This window comes from Pseudomonas sp. NFX1 (assembly GCF_051123555.1).
In the GTDB taxonomy this organism is placed as follows: Bacteria; Pseudomonadota; Gammaproteobacteria; order Pseudomonadales; family Pseudomonadaceae; genus Aquipseudomonas; species Aquipseudomonas capeferrum.
Genome location: NZ_CP169366.1, coordinates 4946604 through 4971065 on the forward strand (window position 1 = coordinate 4946604; position 24462 = coordinate 4971065).

A 24462-nucleotide genomic window follows, 5' to 3' on the forward strand; every position below is an offset into this window, starting at 1 on the left:
GGGGCTGCGATGCAGCCCCTAGCCATCTCAGCTATGGCTCAACTCTGCATGCTGATCATCGGCCAGCACACCTTTGTCGGTCTCTTTCAACAGCTGGCTGGTAACCACCCCAGCCGTCATCGAACCATTCACGTTCAGCGCCGTCCGCCCCATATCGATCAACGGCTCCACCGAAATCAGCAGCGCCACCAACTCGACCGGCAAGCCCATGGCCGGCAGCACGATCAGCGCGGCGAAGGTGGCACCGCCGCCAACCCCGGCAACCCCGGCCGAGCTCAGGGTGACGATGGCGACCAGGGTCGCGATCCACAGCGGGTCAAAGGTATCGATACCAACCGCCGGGGCAACCATCACCGCCAGCATCGCCGGGTACAGCCCAGCGCAACCGTTCTGGCCAATGGTGGTGCCGAACGAGGCGCTGAAGCTGGCGATCGATTGCGGCACGCCCAGGCGGCGGGTCTGTGCTTCGATATTCAGCGGGATGCTGGCTGCGCTGGAGCGGCTGGTGAAGGCGAACGTCAGCACCGGCCACACTTTGCGGAAGAAGCGCAGCGGGCTTACCCCGGTCGCAGCCAGGATGAGGGCATGCACGACGAACATCAGCCCCAGGCCGATGTACGACACCACCACGAAGCTGCCCAGCTTGAGGATGTCGTCCAGGTTGGAGCTGGCCACCACCTTGGTCATCAAGGCCAGCACGCCATAGGGGGTGAGCTTCATCACCACGCGTACCAGGCGCATCACCCAGGCCTGCAGGGTGTCGATGGCCGACAGGGCGCGCTCGCCTTTTTCGGCATCGTCCTTGATCAGTTGCAGGGCGGCCAGGCCGACGAACACGGCGAAGATCACCACGCTGATGATCGAGGTCGGCTTGGCCCGCGCCAGGTCGCCCACCGGGTTGCTGGGGATGAACGACAGCAGCAACTGCGGGATATTGAGGTCGGCGACCTTGCCCGCGTAGTCACTGTGGATCGCTTGCAGCCGGGCGCTTTCCTGCACGCCGGCCACCAGGCCGTCGGCAGTGAGGCCGAACAGGTTGGTCAGGACGATGCCGATCAGCGCGGCGATGGCCGTGATCAGCAGCAGGGTACCGATGCTCAGCACGCTGATGCGCCCGAGCGAGGAGGCGTTGTGCAGGCGCGCCACCGCGCTGAGGATCGAAGCGAAGATCAGCGGCATGACGATCATCTGCAACAGGCCGACGTAGCCGTTGCCGACCAGGTCGAGCCAGGCGATGGTGGCTTTCAGTACCGGGTGGCCAGCGCCATAGATCGTGTGCAGGACCAAACCGAATACCACGCCCAGCACCAGGCCCAGCAGGACTTTCTTGGCCAGGCTCCATTGGGTATGGCGGGTTTGTGCCAGGCCCAGCAACAGGGCCAGGAACGCCAGCAGGTTGAGTGACAGCGGCAGGTTCATTGAAGCTCCAACAAGAACAGAAGAGGCATCGCCTCTGTGAGCGATTGCGAACGGAAATGCTAACAGCCTGAAAACAAACGAATTTATACCCAAATGGAATTTGCTTAGTCGTTAATGGAATAACGGCATGTCGCAAAAAGCAATGAACACGACGTTTCAAGCTGCCTGGGCGTCGTTGTCAGGGCTGGCGGGTGCGGCATGTTGGGCTAGCGTTGCCTGGTCATTTCAGGAGATTCGTACATGCAGCTTGCTCCGAAAGCCTTCGCCGTCGGTCTTTCCCTGCTGTTCAGTGTCCAGGCCTGGGCCACCGAACTCAAGCACTGGCCCGCCGAGGCCGCCAAACAGCTCGACAGCATGATCGCCGCCAACGCCAACAAAGGTAACTACGCGGTGTTCGACATGGATAACACCAGCTACCGCTACGACCTTGAAGAGGCGCTGCTGCCGTTCATGGAGAACCAGGGCCTGCTGACTCGCGACAAGCTCGACCCTTCGTTGAAGTTGATCCCGTTCAAGGACACGGCCGAGCACAAGGAAAGCCTGTTCAGTTACTACTACCGCCTGTGCGAAATCGACGACATGGTCTGCTACCCGTGGGTGGCCCAGGTGTTCTCGGGCTTTACCCTGAAAGAGCTGAAGGCCCAGGTCGATGCCTTGATGGCCTCGGGCAAGCCCGTGCCCAGCACCTACTTCGAGGGTGACCAGGTCAAGGCCATCGAGGTGCAGCCGCCCAAGGTCTTCGCCGGCCAGGCCGAGCTGTTCAACAAGCTGACGGAGAATGGCATCGAGGTGTATGTGATTTCTGCCGCCTCCGAAGAACTGGTACGCATGGTCGCGTCCGACCCGAAGTATGGCTACAACGTGAAGCCGCAGAATGTCATTGGTGTCAGCCTGCTGCTCAAAGACCGCGCCAGCGGCCAGCTGACCACGGCGCGTAAGCAGATTGGCGCCGGCCACTATGACCCCAAGGCCAATGAAGGCCTCGAACTGACGCCGTACCTGTGGACACCGGCAACGTGGATGGCAGGCAAGCAGGCGGCGATCCTCACCTACATCGATGAATGGAAGAAACCAGTATTGGTCGGGGGCGACACGCCGACCAGCGATGGTTACATGCAGTTCCACGGCGTGGATGTGGGCAAGGGGGGCATCCACCTGTGGATAAACCGCAAGGCCAAGTACATGGACCAACTCAACGGGATGATCGCCAAGCATGCAGCCGCCCAGGCCAAGGAAGGGCTGCCGGTGACGGCTGACAAGAACTGGGTGATCATCACGCCGGAGCAGATCCAGTAACGGGGCGCACCTCAGCCGCTGCGGCCGACGATGATGGTGCGGGCCTGTGCCTGATCGATATTGCGCGCCAGCAAGCTCACTTCTACGAGGGCGCTGGCACGGACGCTGGCGCCCGCAGGGCTTAGCGTTTGTTCGGCCACGATGCTGTGCACCCGGTTGATGCCGACAAAGCGGAACCACGCATCGAGGAAGGGCTTTTCCAGGCCGAACGCCTGGTCGGGCGTTTGCGAGTCGGGGCCATACCCCAGCCCGCGGGTGTAGATGGCCACCGCCCGGCGCCCACCGAGCATGCCGTTCAAGCCTTGCTCGTCGAAGGTGAACAGAACACCCTTGTGCGAAATCGCGTCTATCAGGTGCTTGAGCTTGTACGGTATGCCGAAATTCCACAGCGGCACGCTGAACAGCAACGTATCCGCCCGGTGGAAGCGCTTGGCGAGCGCTGTGATCTGTGCCCAGGCAGCGGTTTGCGCGGGTGAAAGCGGGGCATCGGCAAGCCCTGCGTATTTGGCCGCAAGCAGGTCGCCATCCACCTCGGGCAGCGCGCACTCCCAAGGGTCGAGGCGGTCAACCTCTACGGCTTTGCGCTCTGCCAGCGCCGACAGAAAGACTTCGGCAATCTGAGCGGAAACCGAGCGCTCTCCTCTCGGTGAGGCGCACACATACAAGACACGTTCAACCACGGGTGCTTCTCCTTGGCAGCGTTGATGACACGTCCCCTGGTGCTTGAGTGCACAGGCGGGCTGCGCAAAGTCTGATTGAGGATGATCCATTATAGAAATAACGTATGCTCGCCTCATTGAGTGAGATAGGTGATCAATCCGTGTTCGATACTGTCCTTCTGCGTAGCCTGCTTGCCGTTGCCGACAGCGGTGGTTTTACCCGTGCTGCCGAGCGGCTGCACCTGACGCAATCGGCGATCAGCGCGCACATTCGCCGGCTCGAGAGCGAAGCCGGGCACAAGTTGCTGGAGCGCACCACCCGCTCGGTCAGCCTGACGCCAGCAGGTGCGCGGTTGGCAGGCTATGCGCGTACCATCCTGGCGCTGCATGACGATGCCCGCGCAAGCCTTGGCGTGGGGCGGCGGGTTTCAGGCACGGTGCTTGTGGGCTTGAGCGAGGAGATGGTCAAGGCGCCGGTGATCGACTGCCTGCGCCGATTCTCGGTCGCTCACCCGGATACTGAGCTTGTGCTGAAAGTCGGCCTGACCGGGGAGTTGCTCCCGCTGGTGCAGTCCGGTGGGCTGGATTTTGTCCTGGGTAGCCGCTGCAACGGTGATGAGCCTGGTGAGGTGTTGTGGTCCGAGCCGCTGGTCTGGGCGAGAGGGCCGCTGGCGCTGCTTGCAGATGATGAGTCCAGCGCTGTTCCCTTGGCCGTGTTTTCTGACCAGTGCCCCTATCGGGCTGCTGCCATCGAGGCGCTGGCGCGCGCGGGGCGGCAATGGCGTATCGTCTGCCAGAGCCCAAGTGCCGGAGGCTTGATGACAGCCGTGAGCGGCGGTCTTGGGGTAACACCGGTCACTCGCACGGCCGCCCTGGCCGCAGGGCTGCTGGAAGTGCCAACGCTGCCGCCCTTGCCCCATGCGCAGTTTGTGCTGACAGCGGCGGCGAAACCGAAACGCTCGGTTGCCCTGCTGCTGGCGCAGTTGCGCCAATGTGTTGCCAGGGTCGGCACAGACTCGTAAGCAAGGTAGTTGCTCTCGTCGCTCGGCGCTGGCTTTGATCCTTCAGGCATAAAAAAACCGGCGCACAGGGCGCCGGTTCTTCAAACGCTAGGAAGCCTTACAGCCCGTCGAGCATCGCCTTGTTGCGTACCGCACCCTTGTCTGCACTGGTCGCCAGCAGGGCGTAGGCCTTGAGGGCGGTGGTCACCTTGCGCGGGCGCACTTCAACAGGTTTCCAGCCTTTCTTGTCCTGCTCGACGCGGCGCTCAGCCAGCTCTTCATCGCTGACCAGCAGGTTGATCGAACGGTTGGGGATGTCGATCAATACCTTGTCGCCGTCGCGCACCAGGCCAATGGCGCCGCCAGCGGCGGCTTCCGGCGAGGCGTGGCCGATCGACAGGCCCGAGGTACCGCCCGAGAAGCGACCGTCGGTGAGCAGGGCGCAGGCCTTGCCCAGGCCTTTGGACTTCAGGTACGACGTCGGGTAGAGCATTTCCTGCATGCCCGGGCCGCCTTTCGGGCCTTCGTAGCGAATGATCACGATATCACCGGCCTTCACTTCGTCGGCGAGGATGCCGCGCACGGCGCTGTCCTGGCTCTCGAAGATCTTGGCGCTGCCTTCGAACACGTGGATCGACTCGTCGACACCGGCGGTTTTCACCACGCAACCGTCGAGGGCGATGTTGCCGTACAGCACGGCCAGGCCGCCCTCTTGCGAGTAGGCGTGCTCGAAGCTGCGGATGCAGCCGTTTTCACGGTCGTCGTCGAGGGTTTCCCAGCGGGTCGACTGGCTGAACGCGGTCTGGGTCGGGATGCCCGCCGGGCCGGCCTTGAAGAAGGTGTGCACCGCTTCGTCGTCGGTCTGGGTGATGTCCCACTTGGCGATGGCTTCTTCCATGCTGCGGCTGTGCACGGTCGGCAGGTCGGTGTGCAGCAGGCCGCCACGGGCCAGCGAGCCGAGGATGCTGAAGATGCCGCCGGCGCGGTGCACGTCTTCCATGTGGTACTTCTGGATGTTCGGCGCCACCTTGCACAGCTGCGGCACCACGCGCGACAGGCGGTCGATGTCACGCAGGTCGAACGCCACCTCGCCTTCCTGGGCCGCGGCCAGCAGGTGCAGGATGGTGTTGGTCGAACCGCCCATGGCGATGTCGAGCATCATGGCGTTTTCGAACGCCTTGAAGTTGGCGATGCTGCGCGGCAGCACCGACGCATCGTTCTCACCGTAGTAGCGCTTGCACAGCTCGACGATGGTGCGGCCAGCCGTGAGGAACAGCTGCTCGCGGTCGGAGTGGGTGGCCAAGGTCGAACCGTTGCCCGGCAGGGCCAGGCCCAGTGCTTCGGTCAGGCAGTTCATCGAGTTGGCGGTGAACATGCCGGAGCACGAACCGCACGTCGGGCAGGCGCTGCGCTCGTATTCGGCGACCTTCTCGTCGGAAGCCGAGGAGTCGGCGGCGATGACCATTGCGTCGACCAGGTCCAGGCCGTGGCTGGCCAGCTTGGTCTTGCCCGCTTCCATCGGGCCGCCGGAAACGAAGATCACCGGGATGTTAAGGCGCAGGGCGGCCATCAGCATGCCGGGGGTGATCTTGTCGCAGTTGGAGATGCAGACGATGGCGTCGGCGCAGTGGGCGTTGACCATGTATTCCACGGCGTCGGCGATGATCTCGCGGCTAGGCAGCGAGTACAGCATGCCGTCGTGGCCCATGGCGATGCCGTCGTCGACCGCGATGGTGTTGAATTCCTTGGCCACGCCACCGGCGCGCTCGATCTCGCGGGCAACCAGCTGGCCCAGGTCCTTCAGGTGCACGTGGCCCGGGACGAACTGGGTGAACGAGTTGGCGATGGCAATGATCGGTTTCTTGAAATCTTCGTCCTTCATCCCGGTGGCGCGCCACAGGGCACGAGCGCCGGCCATGTTGCGGCCATGGGTGGAAGTCTTGGAACGATAATCAGGCATGAAGCGCTCCTGGCGGCTTAATCAGGTCACAAAAAGGGGAGTGAGCTTCTCTTGTCCTATGCGCCTTAGGCCGGTTGCCACTGGCACGGATGGGGCCGAAGACACCACGGGATCGCCGCGTGCTCGACCAGAGCTCATAAACCCGCCGGGGATGACTGGCGATGAATAGCCCGATTCTACACCGCTGGCGCGGCGAGGGAATGGCGATGTGTCTGGGCGGTGGCTTTGGCCGAATAGCCGGTAGTTTGTAGGACCCTTCCGAAACGGCGCTTCAAGGGCTGACCTGCCGGCCCAGGCTGACTATGATCCGCCCGCCGCATGTGCGGCTTCACGAGATACACCCTCAATGGACCTTCCCAGTTTCAGTTCATACCGAACTCGTAAATTGGCACTGAGCGCGTCGCCGCCAGGGCCTGCGAAGGCTTGAGCCCGTGTGGCTGAGGTTTGCAGGTGCCTGCGTCGGCGCCTGGAGAACCTCATGCAACACACTTCCGATCTCTGCGTTTCCCCCCTCGACCTGCGCCAGGCCGCCCAGGCGCGCCGTGACGACCTGCTGCACCCGCACGGCTACCGCGAAGGCACGGCCGGTTACCTGATGACCAGCGAATATTCTTGCCTCGATGCCGGCCTCACTGCCAGCCAGGCCATCGACATGCTGCGCCGCGAGGCCGCCGACGCCGAAACCATCTATCAGTCCTATGTCCTCGATGAGCAGCGCAACCTGCGCGGTACCTTGTCCCTGCGCGAGCTGATCCTGGCCGCCCCCGAGCAGCCGATCGAGCAGATCATGGTGCACAAGGTCATCTGCGTGTGTACCGCGACCCGCCAGGAGGAGGTGGCCCGCCTGATACGCCAGCACGACCTGCTGGCCGTGCCGGTGCTGGACGAGGGCGGGCGCCTGGTGGGGCTGGTGACGTGCGACGATGCGCTCGACGTGGTGGTCGATGAGGCCACCGAGGACTTCCACAAGGGCGCATCCATCACCAACCACGTGGGCAACCTGCGGGATGCCACGGTCAGCCTGTTGTACCGCAAGCGGGTGTTGTGGCTGGTGCTGCTGGTGTTCGGCAACCTGTTTTCGGGGGCGGGCATCGCCGCGTTCGAAGAGACCATTGCCGCGCATATCGTGCTGGTGTTCTTCCTGCCGCTGTTGGTGGACAGCGGTGGCAATGCCGGGGCGCAGTCGGCGACCTTGATGGTGCGGGGCCTGGCGACGGGCGAGGTGGTGATGCGTGACTGGCTGCGGATGCTGGGGCGCGAATGCGGTGTGGCGTTGGCGCTGGGGTTCACCATGGCGGTGGCGGTGGCATCGCTGGGTGCGTTGCGCGGTGGGATGGACGTGGCCATCATCGTTGCCAGCAGCATGCTGGTGATCGTGTTGCTGGGTAGCCTGATCGGCATGAGCCTGCCGTTCATGTTTACCAAGCTCAAGCTCGACCCGGCGACTGCCAGCGGGCCGCTGGTGACGTCGATTGCAGATGCGGCGGGGGTGCTGGTGTATTTCGGGATTGCTTCGTACGTGCTGGGTATCTGATGTGCCTTTGGGGCCGCAAGGCGGCCCCAGGGCAGTGCATCAGCTGTTTGGCAGCAACCGGCAGGTAATGCTCTTGATGTAGCGGGTTTCGGCAATGGCCGGGTGCACCGGGTGGTCCGGGCCTTGGCCGCCGCGCTCGAGCAGTTGCAGGTTGCGATCCAGGTGACGGGCGCTGGTCAGCAGGATGTTGTTCAGGTCATCTTCGGGCAGGTGCATGGAGCATGAGGCGCTGACCAGGATGCCGTCCTTGTTGAGCATGCGCATGGCCTGTTCGTTGAGGCGACGGTAGGCCGCTTCGCCGTTTTTCAGGTCTTTCTTGCGCTTGATGAACGCGGGTGGGTCGGCAATGATCACGTCGAAGCGCTCTTCGGCGGCCTTCAGCTCGCGCAGTGCCTCGAACACGTCACCTTCGATGCAGGTGAGTTTGTCGCTGATGCCGTTGAGTGCGGCGTTGCGCTCGACGCCGTCCAGGGCGAACGCCGAGGCATCCACACAGAACACTTCGCTGGCACCAAATGCGCCGGCCTGCACACCCCAGCCACCGATGTAGCTGAACAGGTCGAGCACGCGTTTGCCTTTGACGTATGGGGCCAGGCGCGCGCGGTTCATGCGGTGGTCATAGAACCAGCCGGTCTTCTGCCCTTCGCGTACCGGGGCCTCGAATTGCACGCCGTTTTCTTCCAGCGCAACCCAGTCCGGCACTTCGCCGTAAACGGTTTCGACGTAGCGCTGCAGGCCTTCGGCATCACGCGCAGCGGAATCGTTCTTGAACAGGATGCCGCTTGGCTTGAGCACCTGGACCAGGGCGGCGATCACGTCGTCCTTGTGCAGCTCCATGGTGGCCGAGGCCAGCTGAACCACGAGGATGTCGAAGAAACGGTCGACCACCAGGCCTGGCAGCAGGTCGGAATCGCCGTAGACCAGGCGGTAGCACGGCTTGTCGAACAGGCGCTCACGCAGCGACAGGGCGACGTTGAGGCGGTGCACCAGCAGCGACTTGTCCAGTGGCAGCTTGACGTCGCGCGACAGCAGGCGCGCGCAGATCAGGTTGTTCGGGCTCAGCGCCACGATGCCCAGCGGCTTGCCGTTGGCGGCCTCGAGGACCGCCTGCTGGCCGGCCTGCAAGCCTTGCAGCGGGGTCGCGGCGACGTCGACTTCATTGCTGTAGACCCACAGGTGGCCAGCGCGCAGGCGGCGGTCGGCATTGGCTTTGAGGCGAAGGCTGGGCAGGGACATGACGTCGCTCCGGGAAAAAAGAGCGGGAGTATACCGTGTTGGCCCTTGCTGCGGTGCTGGGTGCGACAAAGTGCTGGCCAGCCGTAAAGCCAGACGATCCGGTGTTAGAATTCGCCGTCCTCAACGAGTGTGTACGCATGTCCCAAGAACTCAGCGCCGAACAGATCCAGCAAGCCTTGCAAGGCATTACCATCCCGCCGCAACCGCAGATCATGGTTGACCTGCAGTTCGAGCAGTACATGCCTGACCCGGATCTGGAAACCATCGCCAAGCTGATTTCCCAGGACCCGGGCTTGTCCGGCGCCTTGCTCAAGCTGGTCAACTCACCGCATTTCGGCCTCTCCAACAAGATTGGCTCGATCCAGCGTGCGGTGAACCTGCTGGGCAGCCGTTCGATCATCAACCTGATCAACGCCCAGTCGATCAAAGGCGAAATGAGCGACGAAACCATCGTCACCCTGAACCGCTTCTGGGACACCGCGCAGGATGTGGCAATGACCTGCCTGACCTTGGCCAAGCGCACCGGCATGCAGTCTGCGGACGAGGCCTACACCCTTGGGCTGTTCCATGATTGCGGCGTGCCGCTGATGCTCAAGCGCTTCCCCAACTACATGGAGGTGCTGGAAGAGGCCTACGCCAAGGCCGACGGCGAAACCCGTGTGGTCGATACGGAAAACCGTGCGTTCAATACCAACCACTCGGTAGTGGGGTATTTCACCGCCAAGTCCTGGCGCCTGCCCGAGCACCTCACTGCGGCCATCGCCAACCACCACAATGCCTTGGCTGTGTTCCGCGACGAGTCTTCGCGCAATGCCCAGAGCCAGATGAAAAACCTGCTGGCGGTGCTGAAGATGGCCGAGCACATCTGCGCGTCCTACCGGGTACTGGGCAGCCAGAGCGTCGACCACGAATGGGAGGTGGTGGGGCCGCTGGTGCTCGACTACATTGGCTTGTCGGACTACGACTTCGAAAACCTCAAGCAGAATATCCGAGAGCTGGGCGGGCACTGACACATGCCGGAACTACCCGAAGTAGAAACCACCCGGCGCGGTATCGCGCCCCACCTGGAAGGCCAGCGGGTCAGCCGCGTGGTGGTGCGTGACCGGCGCCTGCGCTGGCCGATCCCCGAAGACCTGGATGTGCGCTTGTCGGGGCAGCGTATCGTCAGCGTCGAGCGGCGCGCCAAGTACCTGTTGATCAATGCCGAGGTCGGCACCTTGATCAGCCATTTGGGCATGTCGGGTAATTTGCGCCTGGTCGAGCTGGGCTTGCCGGCGGCCAAGCACGAGCATGTCGACATCGAGCTGGAGTCGGGGCTGATGCTGCGCTACACCGACCCGCGCCGTTTCGGCGCCATGCTCTGGAGCCTCGACCCGCTCAACCACGAGCTGCTGCTGCGTCTGGGGCCAGAGCCGCTGACCGATCTGTTTGACGGTGAACGCCTGTTCCAGCTGTCGCGCGGGCGCTCGATGGCGGTCAAGCCGTTCATCATGGACAACGCGATCGTGGTCGGTGTGGGCAACATCTACGCCACCGAAGCGTTGTTTGCCGCAGGCATCGATCCACGCCGGGAGGCGGGCGGTATATCGCGGGCGCGGTATCTGAAGCTGGCCATCGAGATCAAGCGGGTGCTGGCGGCGGCCATCGAGCAGGGCGGCACGACCTTGCGCGACTTCATCGGCGGGGATGGGCAGCCGGGGTACTTCCAGCAGGAACTGTTCGTCTACGGGCGGGGTGGCATGCCGTGCAAGCTGTGTGGCACGACCTTGCGCGAGGTGAAGCTTGGGCAACGGGCCAGTGTGTTCTGCCCGCGCTGCCAGCGCTGAATCGGGGCCGCTTGGCGGCCCACTCGCGGGGCTCAGGCCTTGCCAGTAATCAGACGATACTTGGCCATCAGCTGTTCTTCGGTCTCCGGGTGCGCTTCATCCAGCGGGATGCAGTCGACCGGGCAGACCTGCTGGCACTGCGGCTCGTCGTAGTGGCCCACGCACTGAGTGCACAGGTTAGGGTCGATCACGTAGATCTCTTCGCCTTGGGAGATGGCCTCGTTCGGGCACTCGGGTTCGCAGACGTCGCAGTTGATGCAATCGTCGGTGATGATCAGGGACATGGGGACTCCGGCCGGGGCTCACCGCCCGGGCATGTTCAACGCAATGGGCACAATTGTGCCGCATTCGCGCCCGCAGTGCACGCGGGCGCGATATTCAGGCGATCAGGCGTTACTTCTTGAAGCGTTCGGTCAGCGCCTCTGCCACCACGGGGTGGACGAACTTGCTGATATCGCCGCCCAATGCCGCGATTTCCCTGACCAACGTCGAGGAAATAAACGAATAGCGCTCCGAAGGCGTCAGGAACAGGCTCTCGACATCGGGGGCCAGTTGCCGGTTCATGTTCGCCAGCTGGAACTCGTACTCGAAGTCGGACACCGCACGCAGGCCGCGCAAGAAGACGTTGGCGCCCTGTTCCTTGGCGAAATGCGCCAACAGGGAAGAGAAGCCGATGACTTCGACATTGGGCAGGTGCTTGGTGACCTCACGGGCCAGCGCCACCCGTTGTTCCAGCGGGAACAGCGGGTTTTTCTTGGGGCTGGCCGCCACCGCGATAATCACATGGTCGAACAGCCGCGAGGCGCGCTCGACCAGATCGCCATGGCCCTTGGTAATGGGGTCGAAAGTACCCGGGTACAACACTCGGTTCATCGCGTCATCCTGGCTGGAGTGCGTTGGGGAGTCGGATGGTAGCGCAGCGATTGCGCCCGGCCAAGTCGTGCGGCCGGCTGATGGCACTATAGACAGTGGGTGCATTTGTTGTCATGCGTTGTGTGCCAGGCGGGTGATCAGGGCATCGGTAAGCTTTGCGCTGAGGGCGTAAACCGATAATTGCGGGTTGGCGCCGATGCTGGTGGGGAAAAGCGAGCCGTCGTGAATCGACAGGTTTTCCAGCTGGTGGTGCTGGCCCAGGCTGTTGCACACCGCCTGGCGCGGGTCTTCACCGAGGGCGCAACCGCCCATCACGTGGGCGCTGCCCAGGCGTGTGCGGTACGGCGCCAGTGACAGCTCGTCGATCATCGTCAGGGCTTCACTCAGGCTGCTGGCGTAGCGGGCATCGCCGTGCACCGGCAGTACCCGCGTGGCTCCGGCGGCAAACTGGATGTGCGCCATGCTGCGGTAGGCGCGACGCAAACCGTCGCGCAGGTAATCGTTGACCGGGTAATCCAGCACCGGTGAGCCATCGCCGCGCAGCTCGACGGCGCCCCCCTGGCTTTGCGGGTGGAAGCCATCGCGCAGCAACGCCAGCATCACGTGGGTGTGCGGCAGCTCGGCCATGCGCTGGGCATTGTCGTTGCCATGCCCGCCCAGCAGGGTGCTGGCCAGGGCCGGGTGCAGGGGCGGCACTTCGAGTTTGTAGCCGATCGGGCCGTCGCTGCCGCCCAACCATTGAAAATGGTCGCTGTAGATCGATTGCGGGGCGCCGTAGTAGGGGTCGATGCGCGCGTTGAAACGTGCCGCGCTGAAGTTGACCAGGTGCAGGAAAGTGCGTTTGCCCAGGCGCGCGTGCGGGTCGGGAGCGTTGGAGCGCAGCAACAGCGCCGGGCTGTTGATACCGCCCCCAGCCAAAATGTAGTGCCGGGCGCGCACGCTGATCTGCTTGCCGGTGGTGTTTATCCCGTTGGCGTCCAGGGCGCTGCACTGCAACCCGGCGATGCGTTCGCCGTCGTGCTCGAAGCGCTCTGCCCGGGCCAGGTACAGCAGCTCGCCACCCTGGTCTAGGGTGGCCGGTATGCTGGTCACCAGCATCGACTGCTTGGCATTGACCGGGCAGCCCATGCCGCAATAGCCAAGGTTCCAGCAACCGCGCACATTGCGCGGTATCACCGCCCAACGATAGCCGAGCTGTTCGCAGCCACGGCGCAGCACTTCGTTGTTGGCATTTGGCGGCAAGGCCCAGGGGCTGATGCCCAGCTGCTGTTCGATGCGTTCGAACCAGGGGGCTAATGCTTCGTTGCCCAAACCGCTGACCTGGTGCTCCTGGGCCCAATGGGCCAGGGTCTGTGGCGGTGTGCGAAAGCTCGAGGTCCAGTTGACCAGCGTGGTGCCGCCCACAGCGCGGCCCTGCAGAATGGTGATGGCGCCATCCTTGCTCATCCGCCCCAAGCCCTCCTGATACAGGCTGGCGTAGGCCTCGCTTTCCAGCAGGTGGAAGTCGCTGCTGGTCTTCAGTGGGCCTTCTTCGATCAGCAATACCTTGAACCCGGCGGCGCTGAGCAACTGCGCGCTGGTGGCGCCGCCAGCGCCGCTGCCGATCACGGCGATGTCGGCTTGCAGGGCCAGGTCCTGCGCCAGGCGCGAGCCGTCGTGGGTGATCCAGCCGCGTTCGAGGCCTTGGCGAAACGGGTCGATTACAGGCATTGGCGGTGCTCTTGTTGTCGTCAGATCTTCGGTGGCCCAGGGTAGCCGCAGGCCGCCCAGGCTTCCGGGCGCTCGTACCAGGCCATCAGCAGCAGTTGCAGCAGCGATGCATGGCCCATGCGCAGCAGGTTCAGCGAGCTGGCCTGCCAGCGTTGCAGAAACGCGTTGATCTGCTCGGCGCTGGCTTGCTGCCAGGCGCCCCAGATACCGGTCAGGGGGCCGCGGGTCAACGGCAGGCTGAGCACGTCGAACAATTGCCGGGTGAGCTTGAGCATCTCTGGCGACAGAGCCGCCAGTTTGTGATCCAGGCTGTGCAGCACCAGCGCTTCGACGGCCTGGGTGCCGGCAAGCACTACCGGGATCAGCGCGTTCAGCAGGTGCAGGTCGTCGTCGCGCAGCGCCCGATAGCCAGTTGCGGGCGACTGCGCCGTGCAGCCGACCAGGCTGGTGGTGGCGAGGAACGCACTGGCACCCAGGCTGAAACGGAGCAGGTCGCGTCGCTGCATGGCCCGGGCTCAGCGGATGAACAGCTTGTAGACCAGGCGCTGCAAGGCCTTGCCGTAAGGCGGGTAGATCAGGCGGGCAGCGTTCAGGCGTTGCTTGGCCAGCACCGCCTTGGCTTTGCTGAAGGTCAGGAAGCCGTCGTGGCCGTGGTAGTGCCCCATACCGGAAGGCCCTATACCGCCAAAGGGCAGGTCGTCCTGGGCGACATGCAGCAGGGTGTCGTTCAGGCACACGCCACCGGAGTGGGTGTGGCGCAGTACGTGCTCCTGCTCGGTGCGCTCGTAGCCGAAGTAGTAGAGGGCCAGGGGGCGTGGGCGCTGGTTGATGTAGGCCAAGGCTTGGTCGAGGGTGTCATAGGGCACCAGCGGCAACAGCGGGCCGAAAATTTCGTCCTGCATCACCTGCATGCCGTCGGTCACCCCCAGCAGCAGGTGAGGGGGCAGGCGTCGTCCCTGGCGGGGTTCGCCGGGGTACAGGTCGAGCACCTCGGCGCCTTGGTCGCGGGCGTCGTCCAGCAGGTGCTGCAGGCGCTGCAGCTGCCGCGGGTTGATGATGGCGGTGTAGTCGGGGTTGTCGGCGATATGCGGATACAGGCGGCGAACGGCGAGCTGGTAGGCGTCACTGAAGGCCTGCAGCCGTTCGCGCGGCACCAGCACGTAGTCGGGGGCTACGCAGGTCTGGCCGGCGTTCAGGGTCTTGCCGAAGGCAATGCGCTCGGCCGCGCTGTCCAGCGGCACGCTGGCCGAGACGATGGCCGGCGATTTGCCGCCCAGTTCCAGGGTCACCGGGGTCAGGTTATGGGCCGCAGCCAGCATGACCTGGCGGCCCACACTGGTAGCGCCGGTGAACAGCAGGTGGTCGAACGGCAGGCGAGCAAAGGCCTGGCCAACCTCGACCTCACCCAGCACCACGCTGACCAGGTCTTCGGGGAACACGCGTGCCAGCAACTGCTTGAGCGCCTGGGCACTGGCCGGCGTTGCTTCGCTGAGCTTGAGCATGACCCGGTTGCCCGCCGCCAGGGCACAGGTCAGCGGGCCAATGGCGAGAAACAACGGGTAGTTCCAAGGCACGATGATGCCGACCACCCCCAAGGGTTGGTAGCGCACCTGCGCGCTGGCGGGCTGGAAGGCCAGCCCGACCCGGCGCCGGCTGGGGCGCATCCAGCGTTGCACATGCGTTTCGGCATGGCGCAGGCCCTGGATCGAGGGCAGCAGTTCAGCCAGCAAGGTCTCGTCGGCGCTGCGCCCGTCAAAGTCGTGGTCGATTGCTTCGATCAGTTGCGCCTGCTCCGCCAGCAGTGCCTCGCGCAGGCTCTTCAGCCACTGGCGGCGCTGGGCCGCCGGTGGCGTGGGGTTGCCGGCAAAAGCCTGGCGTTGAGTGGCGAACCTCGCCGTCAGGTCGAGGTCGGAATGCACAGGAGGCAAGGCAACGGGCGAGGTCATATCGGCGCGAGTCCGGGCGTGGGAGTCCCTAGAGCCTATACTCTAATCGGTACCATGGTGCGAATTTTTCCTGGCGTTCGAGCGGTGCATTCCACAGCGGATAAGCCGTAAGATGACCCTTTGACCAAGGCCCGCAGACTGGGAGCTGAGCATGGCCCCGCGCATGAAGACCCGAGAGCGCATCGTGCAGAACAGCCTGGAGCTGTTCAACCAGCAGGGCGAACGTAGCGTCAGCACCAACCATATTGCCGCGCACATGGAAATCTCGCCCGGCAACCTCTATTACCACTTCCCCAACAAGCAGGCGATTATCGCCCTGTTGTTCAGCCAGTACGAAGCGCTGGTGGACAGTTTTCTGCGCCCGCCTCAAGGGCGAGCCGCAACGGTGGAAGACAAGCGTTTCTACCTCAAGGCCCTGCTCGCGGCGATGTGGAACTACCGCTTCCTGCACCGCGACCTGGAACACCTGCTGGACAGCGACCCCGAGCTGGCCGCGCGCTATCGGCGGTTTTCCGAGCGCTGCCTGCGCCAGGGCCAGGCGATCTACCGGGGCTTCGTCGACGCCGGGATCCTGGCCATGGCGCCGGCGCAGATCGAGTCGCTGACCATCAACGCCTGGATCGTGCTGACTTCATGGGTGCGTTTTCTCAGCACCACGCGTGAGCACTCCGCGCACCTGGGTGAAGAAGCCTTCAAGCGCGGCGTCTATCAGGTACTGGTGCTGGAGCTTGGCTTCGTCACCGTTGACGCCCGCAATGCCGTGGACGCGCTGTGCCAGGAATTCCATGTACCGTTCAACCAGGCCCTGGAACTGTGAACCAGGGCACGAGTGCCATCGATCAGGAGATAGTCATGCCCCTTGCGCAATTGATCACCCCGCAACAGCTGGCCGAGCGTCTGGGCTCGCCCGATCTGGTGATCCTCGACTGCCGCTTTGCCCTCGAGGATGTGGACTATGGCCAACGCAGCTATGCCGAGGGGCATATTGCCGGGGCCCACTTCGCCGACCTTGAGCGCGACCTCAGTGGCCCGGTAAGCAAGGGACGCACGGGGCGCCACCCATTACCGGATGCGGGGCGGCTGGTTGAGCGCCTGCGCGAGTGGGGGCTGGACAACGACAGCCAGGTGGTGCTCTACGACGACGGCCCCGGTGCATTTGCCGCGCGCGCCTGGTGGTTGCTGGCCTGGTTGGGCAAACGCAGTGGCGTGTCGATTCTCGATGGCGGCCTCAAGGCGTGGCATGCAGCGCATCTGCCGTTGAGCCTGGACCCACCCCTCAAGCGCGAGGGTACGTTCACAGGTGAGCCGGATAACACGTTGCTGATCGATGCCGAGCACTTGGCCAAGCACCTGGGCGATGCGGGGCTGACGTTGATCGACGCCAGAGGCTTGCCGCGCTTTCGCGGTGAAGTCGAGCCTATCGACCCGGTTGCTGGGCATATTCCTGGTGCGCAGTGCGCGGCGTTTACCGACAACCTGGGGGTCGACGGGCGTTTTCTACCGGCCGACGCACTCAAGCAACGGTTTGCCGAAAAGTTGGCGGGGCGCTCGCCGGAGCAACTGGTGGCCTACTGCGGGTCGGGGGTGACGGCTTGCCACAATCTGTTTGCCCTGGCACTGGCGGGCTATCCGCTGGGGCGGCTGTATGCGGGGTCGTGGAGCGAGTGGATCAATGATCCGGCGCGTGGGGTGGCGACTGGGGATTGATTCGGGCTGCTGCTACGCGCCTTCTACCAGCCACTGCGGAATCCGCCGTTCCAGGTAATACCCCGGGTTGCGCAGGCTGCCATCGACAAAACCCACATGGCCACCGCGATTGTGCAGTTCAAACTGCGTCTGCGCTGCCAGTTCGCTTGCCAAGGGCAAGCTGTGGCTGGACACGAATGGATCGTCGCTGGCGTGGATGATCAGGGTCGGCGTGCGGTTCTCGCCCAGGAAGAAGCGGCTCGATGAGCGGCGGTAGTAGTCGTGCGCATCGTTGAAACCATTGAGCGGCGCAGTGACCCTGCCGTCGAAGTCCCAGAAGGTGCGCAGTTTGGTCAGGGGCCCGAGCCGTTCCAGGGCTGCTAGCCGCTCGTGTTCGCCCTTCTCATGGAAGTGGCGTTGCTTGAGCTGCACATAGGCCAGCATCTCGCGCATGAAATGGGCCTGGTAAACCTTCGAAAAACCCTGGCCGATACGGTCGGCACACTGGTCCAGGCGAAACGGCACCGACACCGCGACCGCAGCTTCCAGCTGGCTGGCCGAGCCGCTTTCGCCCAGGTATTTGAGCAGCACATTGCCACCCAACGAATAACCCACTGCATAAAGTGGCGCCAATGGGCGCTGGGCGCGCAGGTGAGCGACGATTTCTGCCAGGTCCTCGCTGGCGCCGGAATGGTAGCTGCGCGGCAGCAGGTTCGGCTCGCCCGAACAACCGCGCCAGTTCACCGCCACGCTGGCCCAGCCGCGGCTCTGCAGGGCTTGCTGCAAGCCTTTGACGTAGGGCGAGTGGGAAGACCCGGTCAGCCCGTGCAGCACCAGCACCAGCGGCGCATCCGCCTGGTGCGGGCCATGCCAGTCGAGGTCGATGAAGTCGCCATCGGCCAGCCACAGCCGCTCGCGGTCGCGCTGCAGCGCTGGCAACTTGCGCCAGAGCGGGCCCCACAAGGTTTGCAGGTGCGGGTTGGACAGGCCGACGGCCGGGCGAAAATGGGCAGTGAGGCTGGGCATGCTGGGCGACTCGTGATGTGCCTGCCTAGAGTGCCATGAAACACTGCCCCTGTACCTGCGCTATTGGTCGATGGCCGGCAGCGGTTGCTGGTCCACCATGGGGCCGACGCTGACAAGCACCTGGCGCGTCAGGTCGAACCTGCGTTGCATGACTTCGCGGACCACCTCCGGGGTCAGCTGGGTCAAGCGTTCGATGTAGGTATTCGGGTAGTCATCCGCTTGCCGTTGATAGGTGGTGTTGGTGAGCAGTGCGGCCAGGCTGTTGTTCCTGGCAACACCACGCAACAACTGCCCTGCCAGCTGTTGGCGAGCCAGTTGCAGTTCGGCTTCGCTCGGCCCTTGCCGGATAAAGTCGGCAAGCAAGGTGGATACCCGGTCCTGCGTGCCGGCCACGAAATGCGGGGCGATCTCCCACTCGATGACGAACAGCCCTCCAGCACTCATGGGCACCAGTTGGCTACGGATGTCGTAGGTGAGGCCACGACGTTGGCGCAGTTCTTTCATCAGCCGTGAGTCGAGCCCCGAGCCCAGCACTTCACTGGCCATTACCAGAGCAAGGTACTCGGGTTCGTTGGCCGGTACGTTCATCGGCAACGCCAGAAGCACTGCGTTGCTCGCCCCAGGCTGTTCAACGTTGATCGTTGCACTTGTGGTTTCAGGGGGGACTGGCAGCTCGGCGGCGGCCCACCCTTGGGGCAGTGCCTGGCTGATGCGCTGTGCAATGCCTTGCGCCTCGGTGCGCGACAGGTCGCCGACAACGACCATTTCCAGGTTGGTGGCACTGTAGGCACGTCGGTGAAACGCTTTCAGGTCGTCGCGCGTGACCGTGGCCAGCCCTTGCGCCGTGCTGCCCTGCGGGTTGGCGTAGGGATGCCCGCTGAACAGGTGGTGAAAGACCTCGCGGCGCGCCCTGAGCACCGGCTGCTTCGCGCGGGATGCGTCGTGCTGCAAGAGTTGGCGTTTGACAGTCTCCAGCGAGGTGTCGTCAAAGGCCGGCTGAGCGACCATTTCGGTGAACAGTTCGATGGCAGGGTCGAGCAGCGCCGGGGTGCTCATGCTGCGCAGGCTCAAGGTCGCGTGCTCACGGCGTATCTGTTTATCCACAACTGCACCCAGCCGCTCCATACGCTGAGCATGCTCGATCGCGTCAAAGCGCTGGCTGCCCTCGTCGAGCATGTACAGGGTCAGCGCGGCCAGATTGGGCTGGTCACCCTGAAGGCTACCCGCCTTGAAGCGCAGCATCACATCGACGATGGGCAAACCGCGGGCCTCGACGAACGTCACGCCTGTACCCGCGTCGGTTCTCCAGACCTCTACTTGCGTCTTGATGGTTTCGAAATGGTTCAGGTCCAGCCCTTGGGCGCTGAGCAGACCGTTGCCTAGGTCCGGTGCCGCCAGAGGGGCCTCTGTTCTCTCATTCATGAGGGGTCTCCTGAGGGTGCAGGAAGGTGGTCGCCATGCGAGGTGGCGTCAGGTAATCGTGCGCGGCTTGGCGAACCTGCTCGGTGGTCACTGCCTCGATGGCTTCTCGATCATCATCCAGCGCGATGGGGTCCAGCCCGCAGACCGCCTGCCTGCCGATGGCTTCTGCCTGCTCCTCGATGTCGTCTCGTGCAAACACTTGCCTGGCCAGGAGGCGCGCCTTTGCGCGTTGAAGGTCTTGCGGGCTGGGCAGGGTCTGGCGAAAGGCTTCGATTTCAGCCATCAGTCTGTCGGCTGCTGCCTCGGGCGTGACGTTGCAGTAGGCATAGAGGGTCAGCAGGCTGTCGCCACGCCGACACGGCTCGTAGCTTGACTTCAGGGCTTGCAGTACCGGCTCGTCTATCAGCAGCCGACGCTGCAGCGTTGCCGCCTGGCCTTCGGTAAGCAGATCGGGCAGCAGCCGCAAGGCATGCGCTTGCGTGCTGGAGCTGGCGGTGCGTTGGCTGGGCAGGTTGAAGCTGAGGATCAGGCCGGGCCTCAGGCCTTGCAGGCGCAGTGTTTGCGAGCGTTGAGCCAGCTTGGGGGCCTCGACGGGCGCTTGTTGAAGTGGCAGGCGATGGGCGGGGATTGCCGCGAAATGCCGCGTGACCAGTGTTTGCAGTTGTTGCAGGTCGATGTCGCCGGCGACTGCAAGGGTGGCATTGTTCGGGTGATACCAGGTTTGGTACCAGGTGCGGGCGGCCGCAGGCGTCATGGCCGCGAGGTCGGCCTTGTAGCCGATCACCGGCGTTGCATAGGGGCTGGTGCCGTGGGCCAGCAATTGGTGCTGTTCCAGTGCGAGCGCCAAAGGGTTGTTGTCGACATCGGTACGCCGCTCGGCCATTACCACCGCAAGCTCGCGAGCAAAGGATGCATCGCCGAGGGTGGCTGTGGCCATGGTGTCGGCCATGGCTTCCAGGGCAACCTCCAGCCGGCTGACGGGCAAGGTCAGTGGGAAGACCGTGGCCTCGGCATGGGTGAACGCATTCGGGTCACCGCCGAGGCGGGTCATGAGGGTCGCATACTGCCCGCTGGCCAGTTTGCTGCTGCCCTCGAACAGCAAGTGCTCCAAAGCATGGGACAGGCCAGTATGCCCCTCGGGCTCGTAGCTGGCGCCAATGTGATACCACAGTTGCACGCTTGCCAACGGGGCGCGACGGTCTTCGCGTAAATAAACGCGCAGGCCATTGGCGAGGGAGAAGGCCTGTACCGAGGGTACAGGCGTTGGGTGTTCGGTCATGGCGCAAGTGCTCCTGCAAGAAACGAAGGAGCAGCTTCAGCCATGGCGCCGGTTACTGTGCTGTAACTAATTACGCCAACACAGTAAACCGGCGTGCCGGCGGGCGGTCAGCCGCGCTGCCAAAGCGCGTAATGCACCTGGCCGGTTTTTTTCTCGCGGTGCAGGCGCCAGTTACCGGGCATTTGCAAGGCCGAGGGTGCGGTTTCGCTCTCGGTGTAGATCCACGCCTGTTCACGCAGCCACTGGTTCTGTTCCAGCAGGTTGCAGGTGTTGGCCAGCAAGTCCTGATGGAAGGGCGGGTCGAGGAACACGACGTCGAACTGCTGCTTGGCCGGGTTCTGCAGGTAGCGCAGCGCGTCGGTCTGCAGGATTTGCCCGCGTGGGCAGCGCAGCAGCTCGAGGTTGTCCTTGAGGTTACTGATGGCGGCCGGGTTGCTGTCCAGGGCCACGGCATCTTCGGCGCCGCGAGACAAGGCTTCGAGCACCAGGGCGCCGCTGCCGGTAAAGGCATCCAGCACTCGGGCGCCTTCGATGTAAGGCGCAAGCCAGTTGAACACGGTTTCGCGCACGCGATCAGGCGTTGGCCGCAGGCCGTCGCCTTCAGGCACCGTCAGACGGCGGCTGCGCCACTCGCCGGCGATGATGCGCAGGTGGCCCTGGCCCTTGCTTTGGCCCGTTTGAGGGCGGGCGGGAGGGGTGGATCTTGGCATTAGTGCTCCGGTACGCCGGGCGGTTGCTCGGCGGGCTTGTCAGTGGGGGCTGGCAGCGGTTTTTGCGGCACCTTGGGGCCAGCGGTGACGATCACCAGTTTATCGGCCGACAGGTGTTTGTTCATGGCGGCCTTGACCTGTTCGACGGTAAGGGCCTGGGACTGCTGCATGAAGTCCTCGAGCCAGGTCAGCGGCAGGTTGTAGAAGCCGATGGCCCCCAGTTGGCCGACGATACTGGCATTGCTGGCATTGGACAGCGGGAAGCTGCCGGCCAGCTCGCGCTTGGCGTCGTCCAGCTCTTGCTGGGTCGGGCCGCTTTTCAGGTAGTCGGCAAGAATGTCCTGGACCAGCTTGAGCGTGCCTTCGCTGAGTTCGGCGCGGGTTTGCAGGTTGATCATGAACGGGCCGCGCACCTGCATCGGGCTGAACACCGAGTAGACGCCGTAGGTGAGGCCGCGCTTTTCACGTACTTCACTCATCAGACGGGTGCCGAACGCGCCACCGCCAAGGATCTGGTTGCCCAGCGACAGGGCTGGCCAGTCTGGGTTCTGACGGTCGATACCCAGTTCAGCCAGCATCAGGTGGGTCTGCTTGGACGGGAAGTCGATGTGGGTCAGGCCCGCCTTGGGCTCAACGGGCTGGGGCGGTGCCACCAGCGCCGGGCCCTTGGGCAGGCCGGCGGATACCTGGGCGGCAATGGCCTCGGCTTCGGCGCGGCTGAGATCGCCGACCAGGGCGATGACTGCGTTGCCGGCGGTGTAAGCCTTGGCATGGAAGGCGCGCAGCTGTGCCAGGGTGATGCCGTTGATGCTTTCGGCGGTGCCGTCGCTCGGGTGAGCGTAGGGATGGTCGCCGTAGAGTTTGCCGAACAGTGCCTTGCCAGCGATCTTGCCGGGGTTCTGCTTCTCGTATTCGAAGCCGGCCAGCATCTGGTTCTTGATGCGCTTGAGGGCGTCCTCCGGGAACGTGGGCTTGCCGGCGACCTCGGCGAACAGCTTGAGCGCCGGCTCACGCTTGTCCTGGGTGCTCAAGCTGCGCAGCGAGGCCACGGCCATGTCGCGGTACGAGCCGTTGCCGAAGTCTGCGCCGAGGCCTTCGAAGCCTTCGGCAATGGCGGTCACGTCCTTGCCGGCAACGCCCTCGTTGAGCATGGCGTTGGTCAAGGCGGCCAGGCCTGGCGTGGCGCCGTCCTGGCTGCTACCGGCGGCGAAAGTGACGCGCAGGTCGAACATCGGCAGTTCGCGGGCTTCGACGAACAGCACCCGGGCGCCTTCGGCGGTGGTCCAGTTCTGGATGTTCAGCTGACGCCGACTGGGTGCCTTGCCATCCAGCTCGGCCAGTGACTGCAGGGTATTGGCCGGGCGGGCCGCATTGCTGTCGGCCTTCGGCGCGTTGTCAGCCAGGGCCGGGGCCGCCAGCACTGCCGCCAGCGTAAGGGCGCGGATGCCCGTAGCCAGCAGGGTGTGGCGTGGTGCGCGACGATCACTCATGAGCGGACTCCTCGGGCAGTACATGGGCAACGCTCAGGCGTTCGCGGGTGAAGTAGGTGCGCGCAGCGTTCTGGATGTCTTGCGGGGTCACGCGCTTGAGCTCGTCCAGCTCGCTGTCGATCAGCTTCCAGGACAGGCCCACGGTCTCCAGCTGGCCGATGGTGGTGGCCTGGCTGCTGATGGAGTCGCGGTCGTAGACCAGGCCGGCGATCACCTGGGCGCGCACGCGTTCGAGTTCTTCGGCGCTAGGGGGCGTGGTCTTGAGCTCTTCGAGCAGTTGCCAGATGCCCTTTTCCACGTCTGCCAGGGTTTTGTGCTTCTGCACGTTCGGCGTGGCCGAGATCAGGAACAGGCTGTCGCCACGGGTGAAGGCGTTGTAGCTGGACGACGCACCGGCCACCAGCTCCTGACCGCGCTCCAGGCGGGCCGGCATGCGGGCGCTGTAGCCGCCGTCGAGCAAGGCCGAGATCAGGCGCAGGGCGTGCACCGTGCTCGGCTCCTGGGTGGTCGCCAGGCCGGGTACGTTGAAGCCGTAGATCAGGCTCGGCAACTGGGTGCGCACGTGCAGGGTCAGTTGGCGTTGGCCTGGCTCGGCCAGCTCCAGCGGCAGCTTGGCTGGTGGGACCGCGCGCTTTGGAATGCCGGCGAAGTACTTTTGCGCCAGGCCCTTGACCTCATCGACGGTGACATCGCCGACCACCACCAGGGTGGCGTTGTTGGGCGCGTACCAGGATTCGTACCAGTGCCGCAGCTCCTCGACCTTCATGCGTTCGAGGTCGGCCATCCAGCCGATGGTCGGGGTGTGATAGCCACTGGCCGGGTAGGCCATGGCGCGGAACAGCTCGAATGCTTTCGAGTTGGGTTGATCATCGGTGCGCAGGCGGCGCTCTTCCTTGATCACTTCGATTTCGCGGCTGAACTCGTCGGCGGGCAGGCGCAGGCTGGCCAGGCGGTCGGCTTCGAGTTCCAGGGCCACTGGCAGGCGGTCGCGGGCCAGCACCTGGTAATAGGCCGTGTAATCGTCGCTGGTGAAGGCGTTTTCTTCGGCGCCCAGGTCCCGCAGGATGCGCGAGCCCTCGCCGGGGCCGACTTTGGCGCTCCCCTTGAACATCATGTGTTCCAGGGCGTGGGACAGGCCGGTCTGGCCCGGGGTCTCGTAGCTGGAGCCGACCTTGTACCAGATCTGCGAGACCACGACCGGTGCGCGGTGGTCTTCGCGCACGACCACCTTGAGGCCGTTGTCGAGGATGAATTCGTGAGTCGGTTGCACATCGGCGGCGAAGGCCGCGAGCGGCAGGCAGAGCGTGCCGAGCAACAGGCCAGCGGCGCGGCGGGCTAGAGCATTCATACGGTGTTTAACCTGTTCGGCGGCCCGCAGGGTTTAGCGTC

General features: G+C 64.2%; 22 protein-coding genes. 7 read left to right on the forward strand and 15 right to left on the reverse strand.

Going from position 1 to position 24462, the window contains the following annotated elements:
• Positions 1–27: 27 nt before the first annotated feature.
• The gene (locus DJ563_RS22310) at positions 28–1419 is read right to left on the reverse strand and encodes an L-cystine transporter (RefSeq protein ID WP_434518343.1); all 1392 of its coding nucleotides are present in this window, start codon (positions 1417–1419) and stop codon (positions 28–30) included.
• 240 nt (positions 1420–1659) lie between these two features.
• Between DJ563_RS22310 and DJ563_RS22315 the strand changes: the two genes are divergently transcribed.
• On the forward strand, positions 1660–2715 hold the full coding sequence (locus DJ563_RS22315) for a haloacid dehalogenase-like hydrolase (protein ID WP_434518344.1): 1056 nt from the start codon (positions 1660–1662) through the stop codon (positions 2713–2715).
• Between the two features lie 11 nt (positions 2716–2726).
• Here the strand turns inward: DJ563_RS22315 and DJ563_RS22320 are convergent, their stop codons facing one another.
• The gene (locus DJ563_RS22320; RefSeq protein ID WP_434518345.1) at positions 2727–3395 is read right to left on the reverse strand and encodes an FMN-dependent NADH-azoreductase; all 669 of its coding nucleotides are present in this window, start codon (positions 3393–3395) and stop codon (positions 2727–2729) included.
• Positions 3396–3535: 140 nt separating this feature from the next.
• Between DJ563_RS22320 and DJ563_RS22325 the strand changes: the two genes are divergently transcribed.
• Positions 3536–4396: a LysR family transcriptional regulator gene (locus DJ563_RS22325; RefSeq protein ID WP_434518346.1), complete on the forward strand. Its 861-nt coding sequence runs from the start codon at positions 3536–3538 to the stop codon at positions 4394–4396.
• Positions 4397–4493: 97 nt separating this feature from the next.
• On the opposite strand, the gene ilvD is transcribed toward DJ563_RS22325, so the two are convergent.
• Positions 4494–6335 (reverse strand): dihydroxy-acid dehydratase, encoded by a 1842-nt coding sequence (gene ilvD / locus DJ563_RS22330; protein ID WP_033702050.1) that lies wholly within the window; start codon positions 6333–6335, stop codon positions 4494–4496.
• Positions 6336–6813: 478 nt separating this feature from the next.
• Here ilvD and mgtE point away from each other — a divergent pair, with 478 nt between their 5' ends.
• Positions 6814–7869, forward strand: a complete 1056-nt coding sequence (gene mgtE, locus DJ563_RS22335) for a magnesium transporter (protein ID WP_274097579.1) — start codon at positions 6814–6816, stop codon at positions 7867–7869.
• Positions 7870–7908: 39 nt separating this feature from the next.
• Here mgtE and DJ563_RS22340 read toward each other — a convergent pair whose 3' ends face one another.
• Positions 7909–9105: a class I SAM-dependent rRNA methyltransferase gene (locus DJ563_RS22340; RefSeq protein ID WP_274097580.1), complete on the reverse strand. Its 1197-nt coding sequence runs from the start codon at positions 9103–9105 to the stop codon at positions 7909–7911.
• Positions 9106–9296: 191 nt separating this feature from the next.
• Between DJ563_RS22340 and DJ563_RS22345 the strand changes: the two genes are divergently transcribed.
• Complete coding sequence (locus DJ563_RS22345) at positions 9297–10115, forward strand: HDOD domain-containing protein (RefSeq protein WP_274097600.1); 819 nt, start codon at positions 9297–9299, stop codon at positions 10113–10115.
• 3 nt (positions 10116–10118) lie between these two features.
• Complete coding sequence (gene mutM, locus DJ563_RS22350) at positions 10119–10931, forward strand: bifunctional DNA-formamidopyrimidine glycosylase/DNA-(apurinic or apyrimidinic site) lyase (protein WP_027592314.1); 813 nt, start codon at positions 10119–10121, stop codon at positions 10929–10931.
• Between the two features lie 32 nt (positions 10932–10963).
• Here the strand turns inward: mutM and DJ563_RS22355 are convergent, their stop codons facing one another.
• The 5 genes from DJ563_RS22355 to DJ563_RS22375 all read right to left on the reverse strand — a co-directional run bounded on the left by DJ563_RS22355 (position 10964) and on the right by DJ563_RS22375 (position 15460).
• Positions 10964–11215 carry a YfhL family 4Fe-4S dicluster ferredoxin gene (locus DJ563_RS22355; RefSeq protein ID WP_027592315.1) on the reverse strand — a complete coding sequence of 84 codons (252 nt, stop codon included), beginning with the start codon at positions 11213–11215 and terminating at the stop codon, positions 10964–10966.
• A gap of 109 nt (positions 11216–11324) precedes the next feature.
• Positions 11325–11804 (reverse strand): pantetheine-phosphate adenylyltransferase, encoded by a 480-nt coding sequence (gene coaD, locus DJ563_RS22360; RefSeq protein WP_016489662.1) that lies wholly within the window; start codon positions 11802–11804, stop codon positions 11325–11327.
• Positions 11805–11915: 111 nt separating this feature from the next.
• Positions 11916–13514, reverse strand: a complete 1599-nt coding sequence (locus DJ563_RS22365; RefSeq protein ID WP_434518347.1) for a GMC family oxidoreductase N-terminal domain-containing protein — start codon at positions 13512–13514, stop codon at positions 11916–11918.
• Positions 13515–13534: 20 nt separating this feature from the next.
• Positions 13535–14020, reverse strand: coding sequence for a twin-arginine translocation pathway signal protein (locus DJ563_RS22370; protein ID WP_274097583.1), 486 nt, complete (start codon positions 14018–14020; stop codon positions 13535–13537).
• A 9-nt stretch (positions 14021–14029) separates the two neighbouring features.
• Complete coding sequence (locus tag DJ563_RS22375; RefSeq protein WP_434518348.1) at positions 14030–15460, reverse strand: coniferyl aldehyde dehydrogenase; 1431 nt, start codon at positions 15458–15460, stop codon at positions 14030–14032.
• Positions 15461–15611: 151 nt separating this feature from the next.
• On the opposite strand from DJ563_RS22375, the gene DJ563_RS22380 reads away from it, so the two are divergent.
• Together DJ563_RS22380 and DJ563_RS22385 are read left to right on the forward strand one after the other, a co-directional pair.
• Positions 15612–16277: a TetR/AcrR family transcriptional regulator gene (locus tag DJ563_RS22380; RefSeq protein WP_033702040.1), complete on the forward strand. Its 666-nt coding sequence runs from the start codon at positions 15612–15614 to the stop codon at positions 16275–16277.
• A 35-nt stretch (positions 16278–16312) separates the two neighbouring features.
• Positions 16313–17167 carry a sulfurtransferase gene (locus DJ563_RS22385; protein ID WP_434518349.1) on the forward strand — a complete coding sequence of 285 codons (855 nt, stop codon included), beginning with the start codon at positions 16313–16315 and terminating at the stop codon, positions 17165–17167.
• A gap of 12 nt (positions 17168–17179) precedes the next feature.
• On the opposite strand, the gene DJ563_RS22390 is transcribed toward DJ563_RS22385, so the two are convergent.
• From DJ563_RS22390 to DJ563_RS22415, 6 genes are all read right to left on the reverse strand, one after another.
• The gene (locus tag DJ563_RS22390; RefSeq protein ID WP_434518350.1) at positions 17180–18172 is read right to left on the reverse strand and encodes a hydrolase; all 993 of its coding nucleotides are present in this window, start codon (positions 18170–18172) and stop codon (positions 17180–17182) included.
• A 60-nt stretch (positions 18173–18232) separates the two neighbouring features.
• Positions 18233–19594: a M16 family metallopeptidase gene (locus DJ563_RS22395; protein WP_434518351.1), complete on the reverse strand. Its 1362-nt coding sequence runs from the start codon at positions 19592–19594 to the stop codon at positions 18233–18235.
• Complete coding sequence (locus DJ563_RS22400) at positions 19587–20873, reverse strand: M16 family metallopeptidase (RefSeq protein WP_434518352.1); 1287 nt, start codon at positions 20871–20873, stop codon at positions 19587–19589. The genes DJ563_RS22395 and DJ563_RS22400 overlap by 8 nt, the downstream gene beginning before the upstream one ends.
• A 107-nt stretch (positions 20874–20980) precedes the next feature.
• The gene (rsmD, locus tag DJ563_RS22405; RefSeq protein ID WP_274097589.1) at positions 20981–21583 is read right to left on the reverse strand and encodes a 16S rRNA (guanine(966)-N(2))-methyltransferase RsmD; all 603 of its coding nucleotides are present in this window, start codon (positions 21581–21583) and stop codon (positions 20981–20983) included.
• Entirely contained in the window at positions 21583–23073 is a 1491-nt protein-coding gene (locus DJ563_RS22410; protein ID WP_434518353.1) for a M16 family metallopeptidase, read from the reverse strand. Before DJ563_RS22410 ends, rsmD begins: the two co-directional genes overlap by 1 nt.
• The gene (locus tag DJ563_RS22415; RefSeq protein ID WP_274097591.1) at positions 23066–24421 is read right to left on the reverse strand and encodes a M16 family metallopeptidase; all 1356 of its coding nucleotides are present in this window, start codon (positions 24419–24421) and stop codon (positions 23066–23068) included. The genes DJ563_RS22410 and DJ563_RS22415 overlap by 8 nt, the downstream gene beginning before the upstream one ends.
• Positions 24422–24462 lie beyond the last annotated feature (41 nt).

What these genes read in the sequence shown, in the direction of transcription:
- DJ563_RS22395 (WP_434518351.1), bottom strand. Translation starts at nt 19,594, where the DNA reads ATGAATGAGAGAACAGAGGCCCCTCTGGCGGCACCGGACCTAGGCAAC.
- ilvD (WP_033702050.1), bottom strand. Translation starts at nt 6,335, where the DNA reads ATGCCTGATTATCGTTCCAAGACTTCCACCCATGGCCGCAACATGGCC.
- coaD (WP_016489662.1), bottom strand. Translation starts at nt 11,804, where the DNA reads ATGAACCGAGTGTTGTACCCGGGTACTTTCGACCCCATTACCAAGGGC.
- DJ563_RS22410 (WP_434518353.1), bottom strand. Translation starts at nt 23,073, where the DNA reads ATGAGTGATCGTCGCGCACCACGCCACACCCTGCTGGCTACGGGCATC.
- DJ563_RS22310 (WP_434518343.1), bottom strand. Translation starts at nt 1,419, where the DNA reads ATGAACCTGCCGCTGTCACTCAACCTGCTGGCGTTCCTGGCCCTGTTG.
- DJ563_RS22380 (WP_033702040.1), top strand. Translation starts at nt 15,612, where the DNA reads ATGGCCCCGCGCATGAAGACCCGAGAGCGCATCGTGCAGAACAGCCTG.
- DJ563_RS22400 (WP_434518352.1), bottom strand. Translation starts at nt 20,873, where the DNA reads ATGACCGAACACCCAACGCCTGTACCCTCGGTACAGGCCTTCTCCCTC.
- DJ563_RS22370 (WP_274097583.1), bottom strand. Translation starts at nt 14,020, where the DNA reads ATGCAGCGACGCGACCTGCTCCGTTTCAGCCTGGGTGCCAGTGCGTTC.
- DJ563_RS22355 (WP_027592315.1), bottom strand. Translation starts at nt 11,215, where the DNA reads ATGTCCCTGATCATCACCGACGATTGCATCAACTGCGACGTCTGCGAA.
- DJ563_RS22415 (WP_274097591.1), bottom strand. Translation starts at nt 24,421, where the DNA reads ATGAATGCTCTAGCCCGCCGCGCCGCTGGCCTGTTGCTCGGCACGCTC.
- DJ563_RS22315 (WP_434518344.1), top strand. Translation starts at nt 1,660, where the DNA reads ATGCAGCTTGCTCCGAAAGCCTTCGCCGTCGGTCTTTCCCTGCTGTTC.
- rsmD (WP_274097589.1), bottom strand. Translation starts at nt 21,583, where the DNA reads ATGCCAAGATCCACCCCTCCCGCCCGCCCTCAAACGGGCCAAAGCAAG.
- DJ563_RS22340 (WP_274097580.1), bottom strand. Translation starts at nt 9,105, where the DNA reads ATGTCCCTGCCCAGCCTTCGCCTCAAAGCCAATGCCGACCGCCGCCTG.
- DJ563_RS22390 (WP_434518350.1), bottom strand. Translation starts at nt 18,172, where the DNA reads ATGCCCAGCCTCACTGCCCATTTTCGCCCGGCCGTCGGCCTGTCCAAC.
- mutM (WP_027592314.1), top strand. Translation starts at nt 10,119, where the DNA reads ATGCCGGAACTACCCGAAGTAGAAACCACCCGGCGCGGTATCGCGCCC.
- DJ563_RS22385 (WP_434518349.1), top strand. Translation starts at nt 16,313, where the DNA reads ATGCCCCTTGCGCAATTGATCACCCCGCAACAGCTGGCCGAGCGTCTG.
- mgtE (WP_274097579.1), top strand. Translation starts at nt 6,814, where the DNA reads ATGCAACACACTTCCGATCTCTGCGTTTCCCCCCTCGACCTGCGCCAG.
- DJ563_RS22375 (WP_434518348.1), bottom strand. Translation starts at nt 15,460, where the DNA reads ATGACCTCGCCCGTTGCCTTGCCTCCTGTGCATTCCGACCTCGACCTG.
- DJ563_RS22365 (WP_434518347.1), bottom strand. Translation starts at nt 13,514, where the DNA reads ATGCCTGTAATCGACCCGTTTCGCCAAGGCCTCGAACGCGGCTGGATC.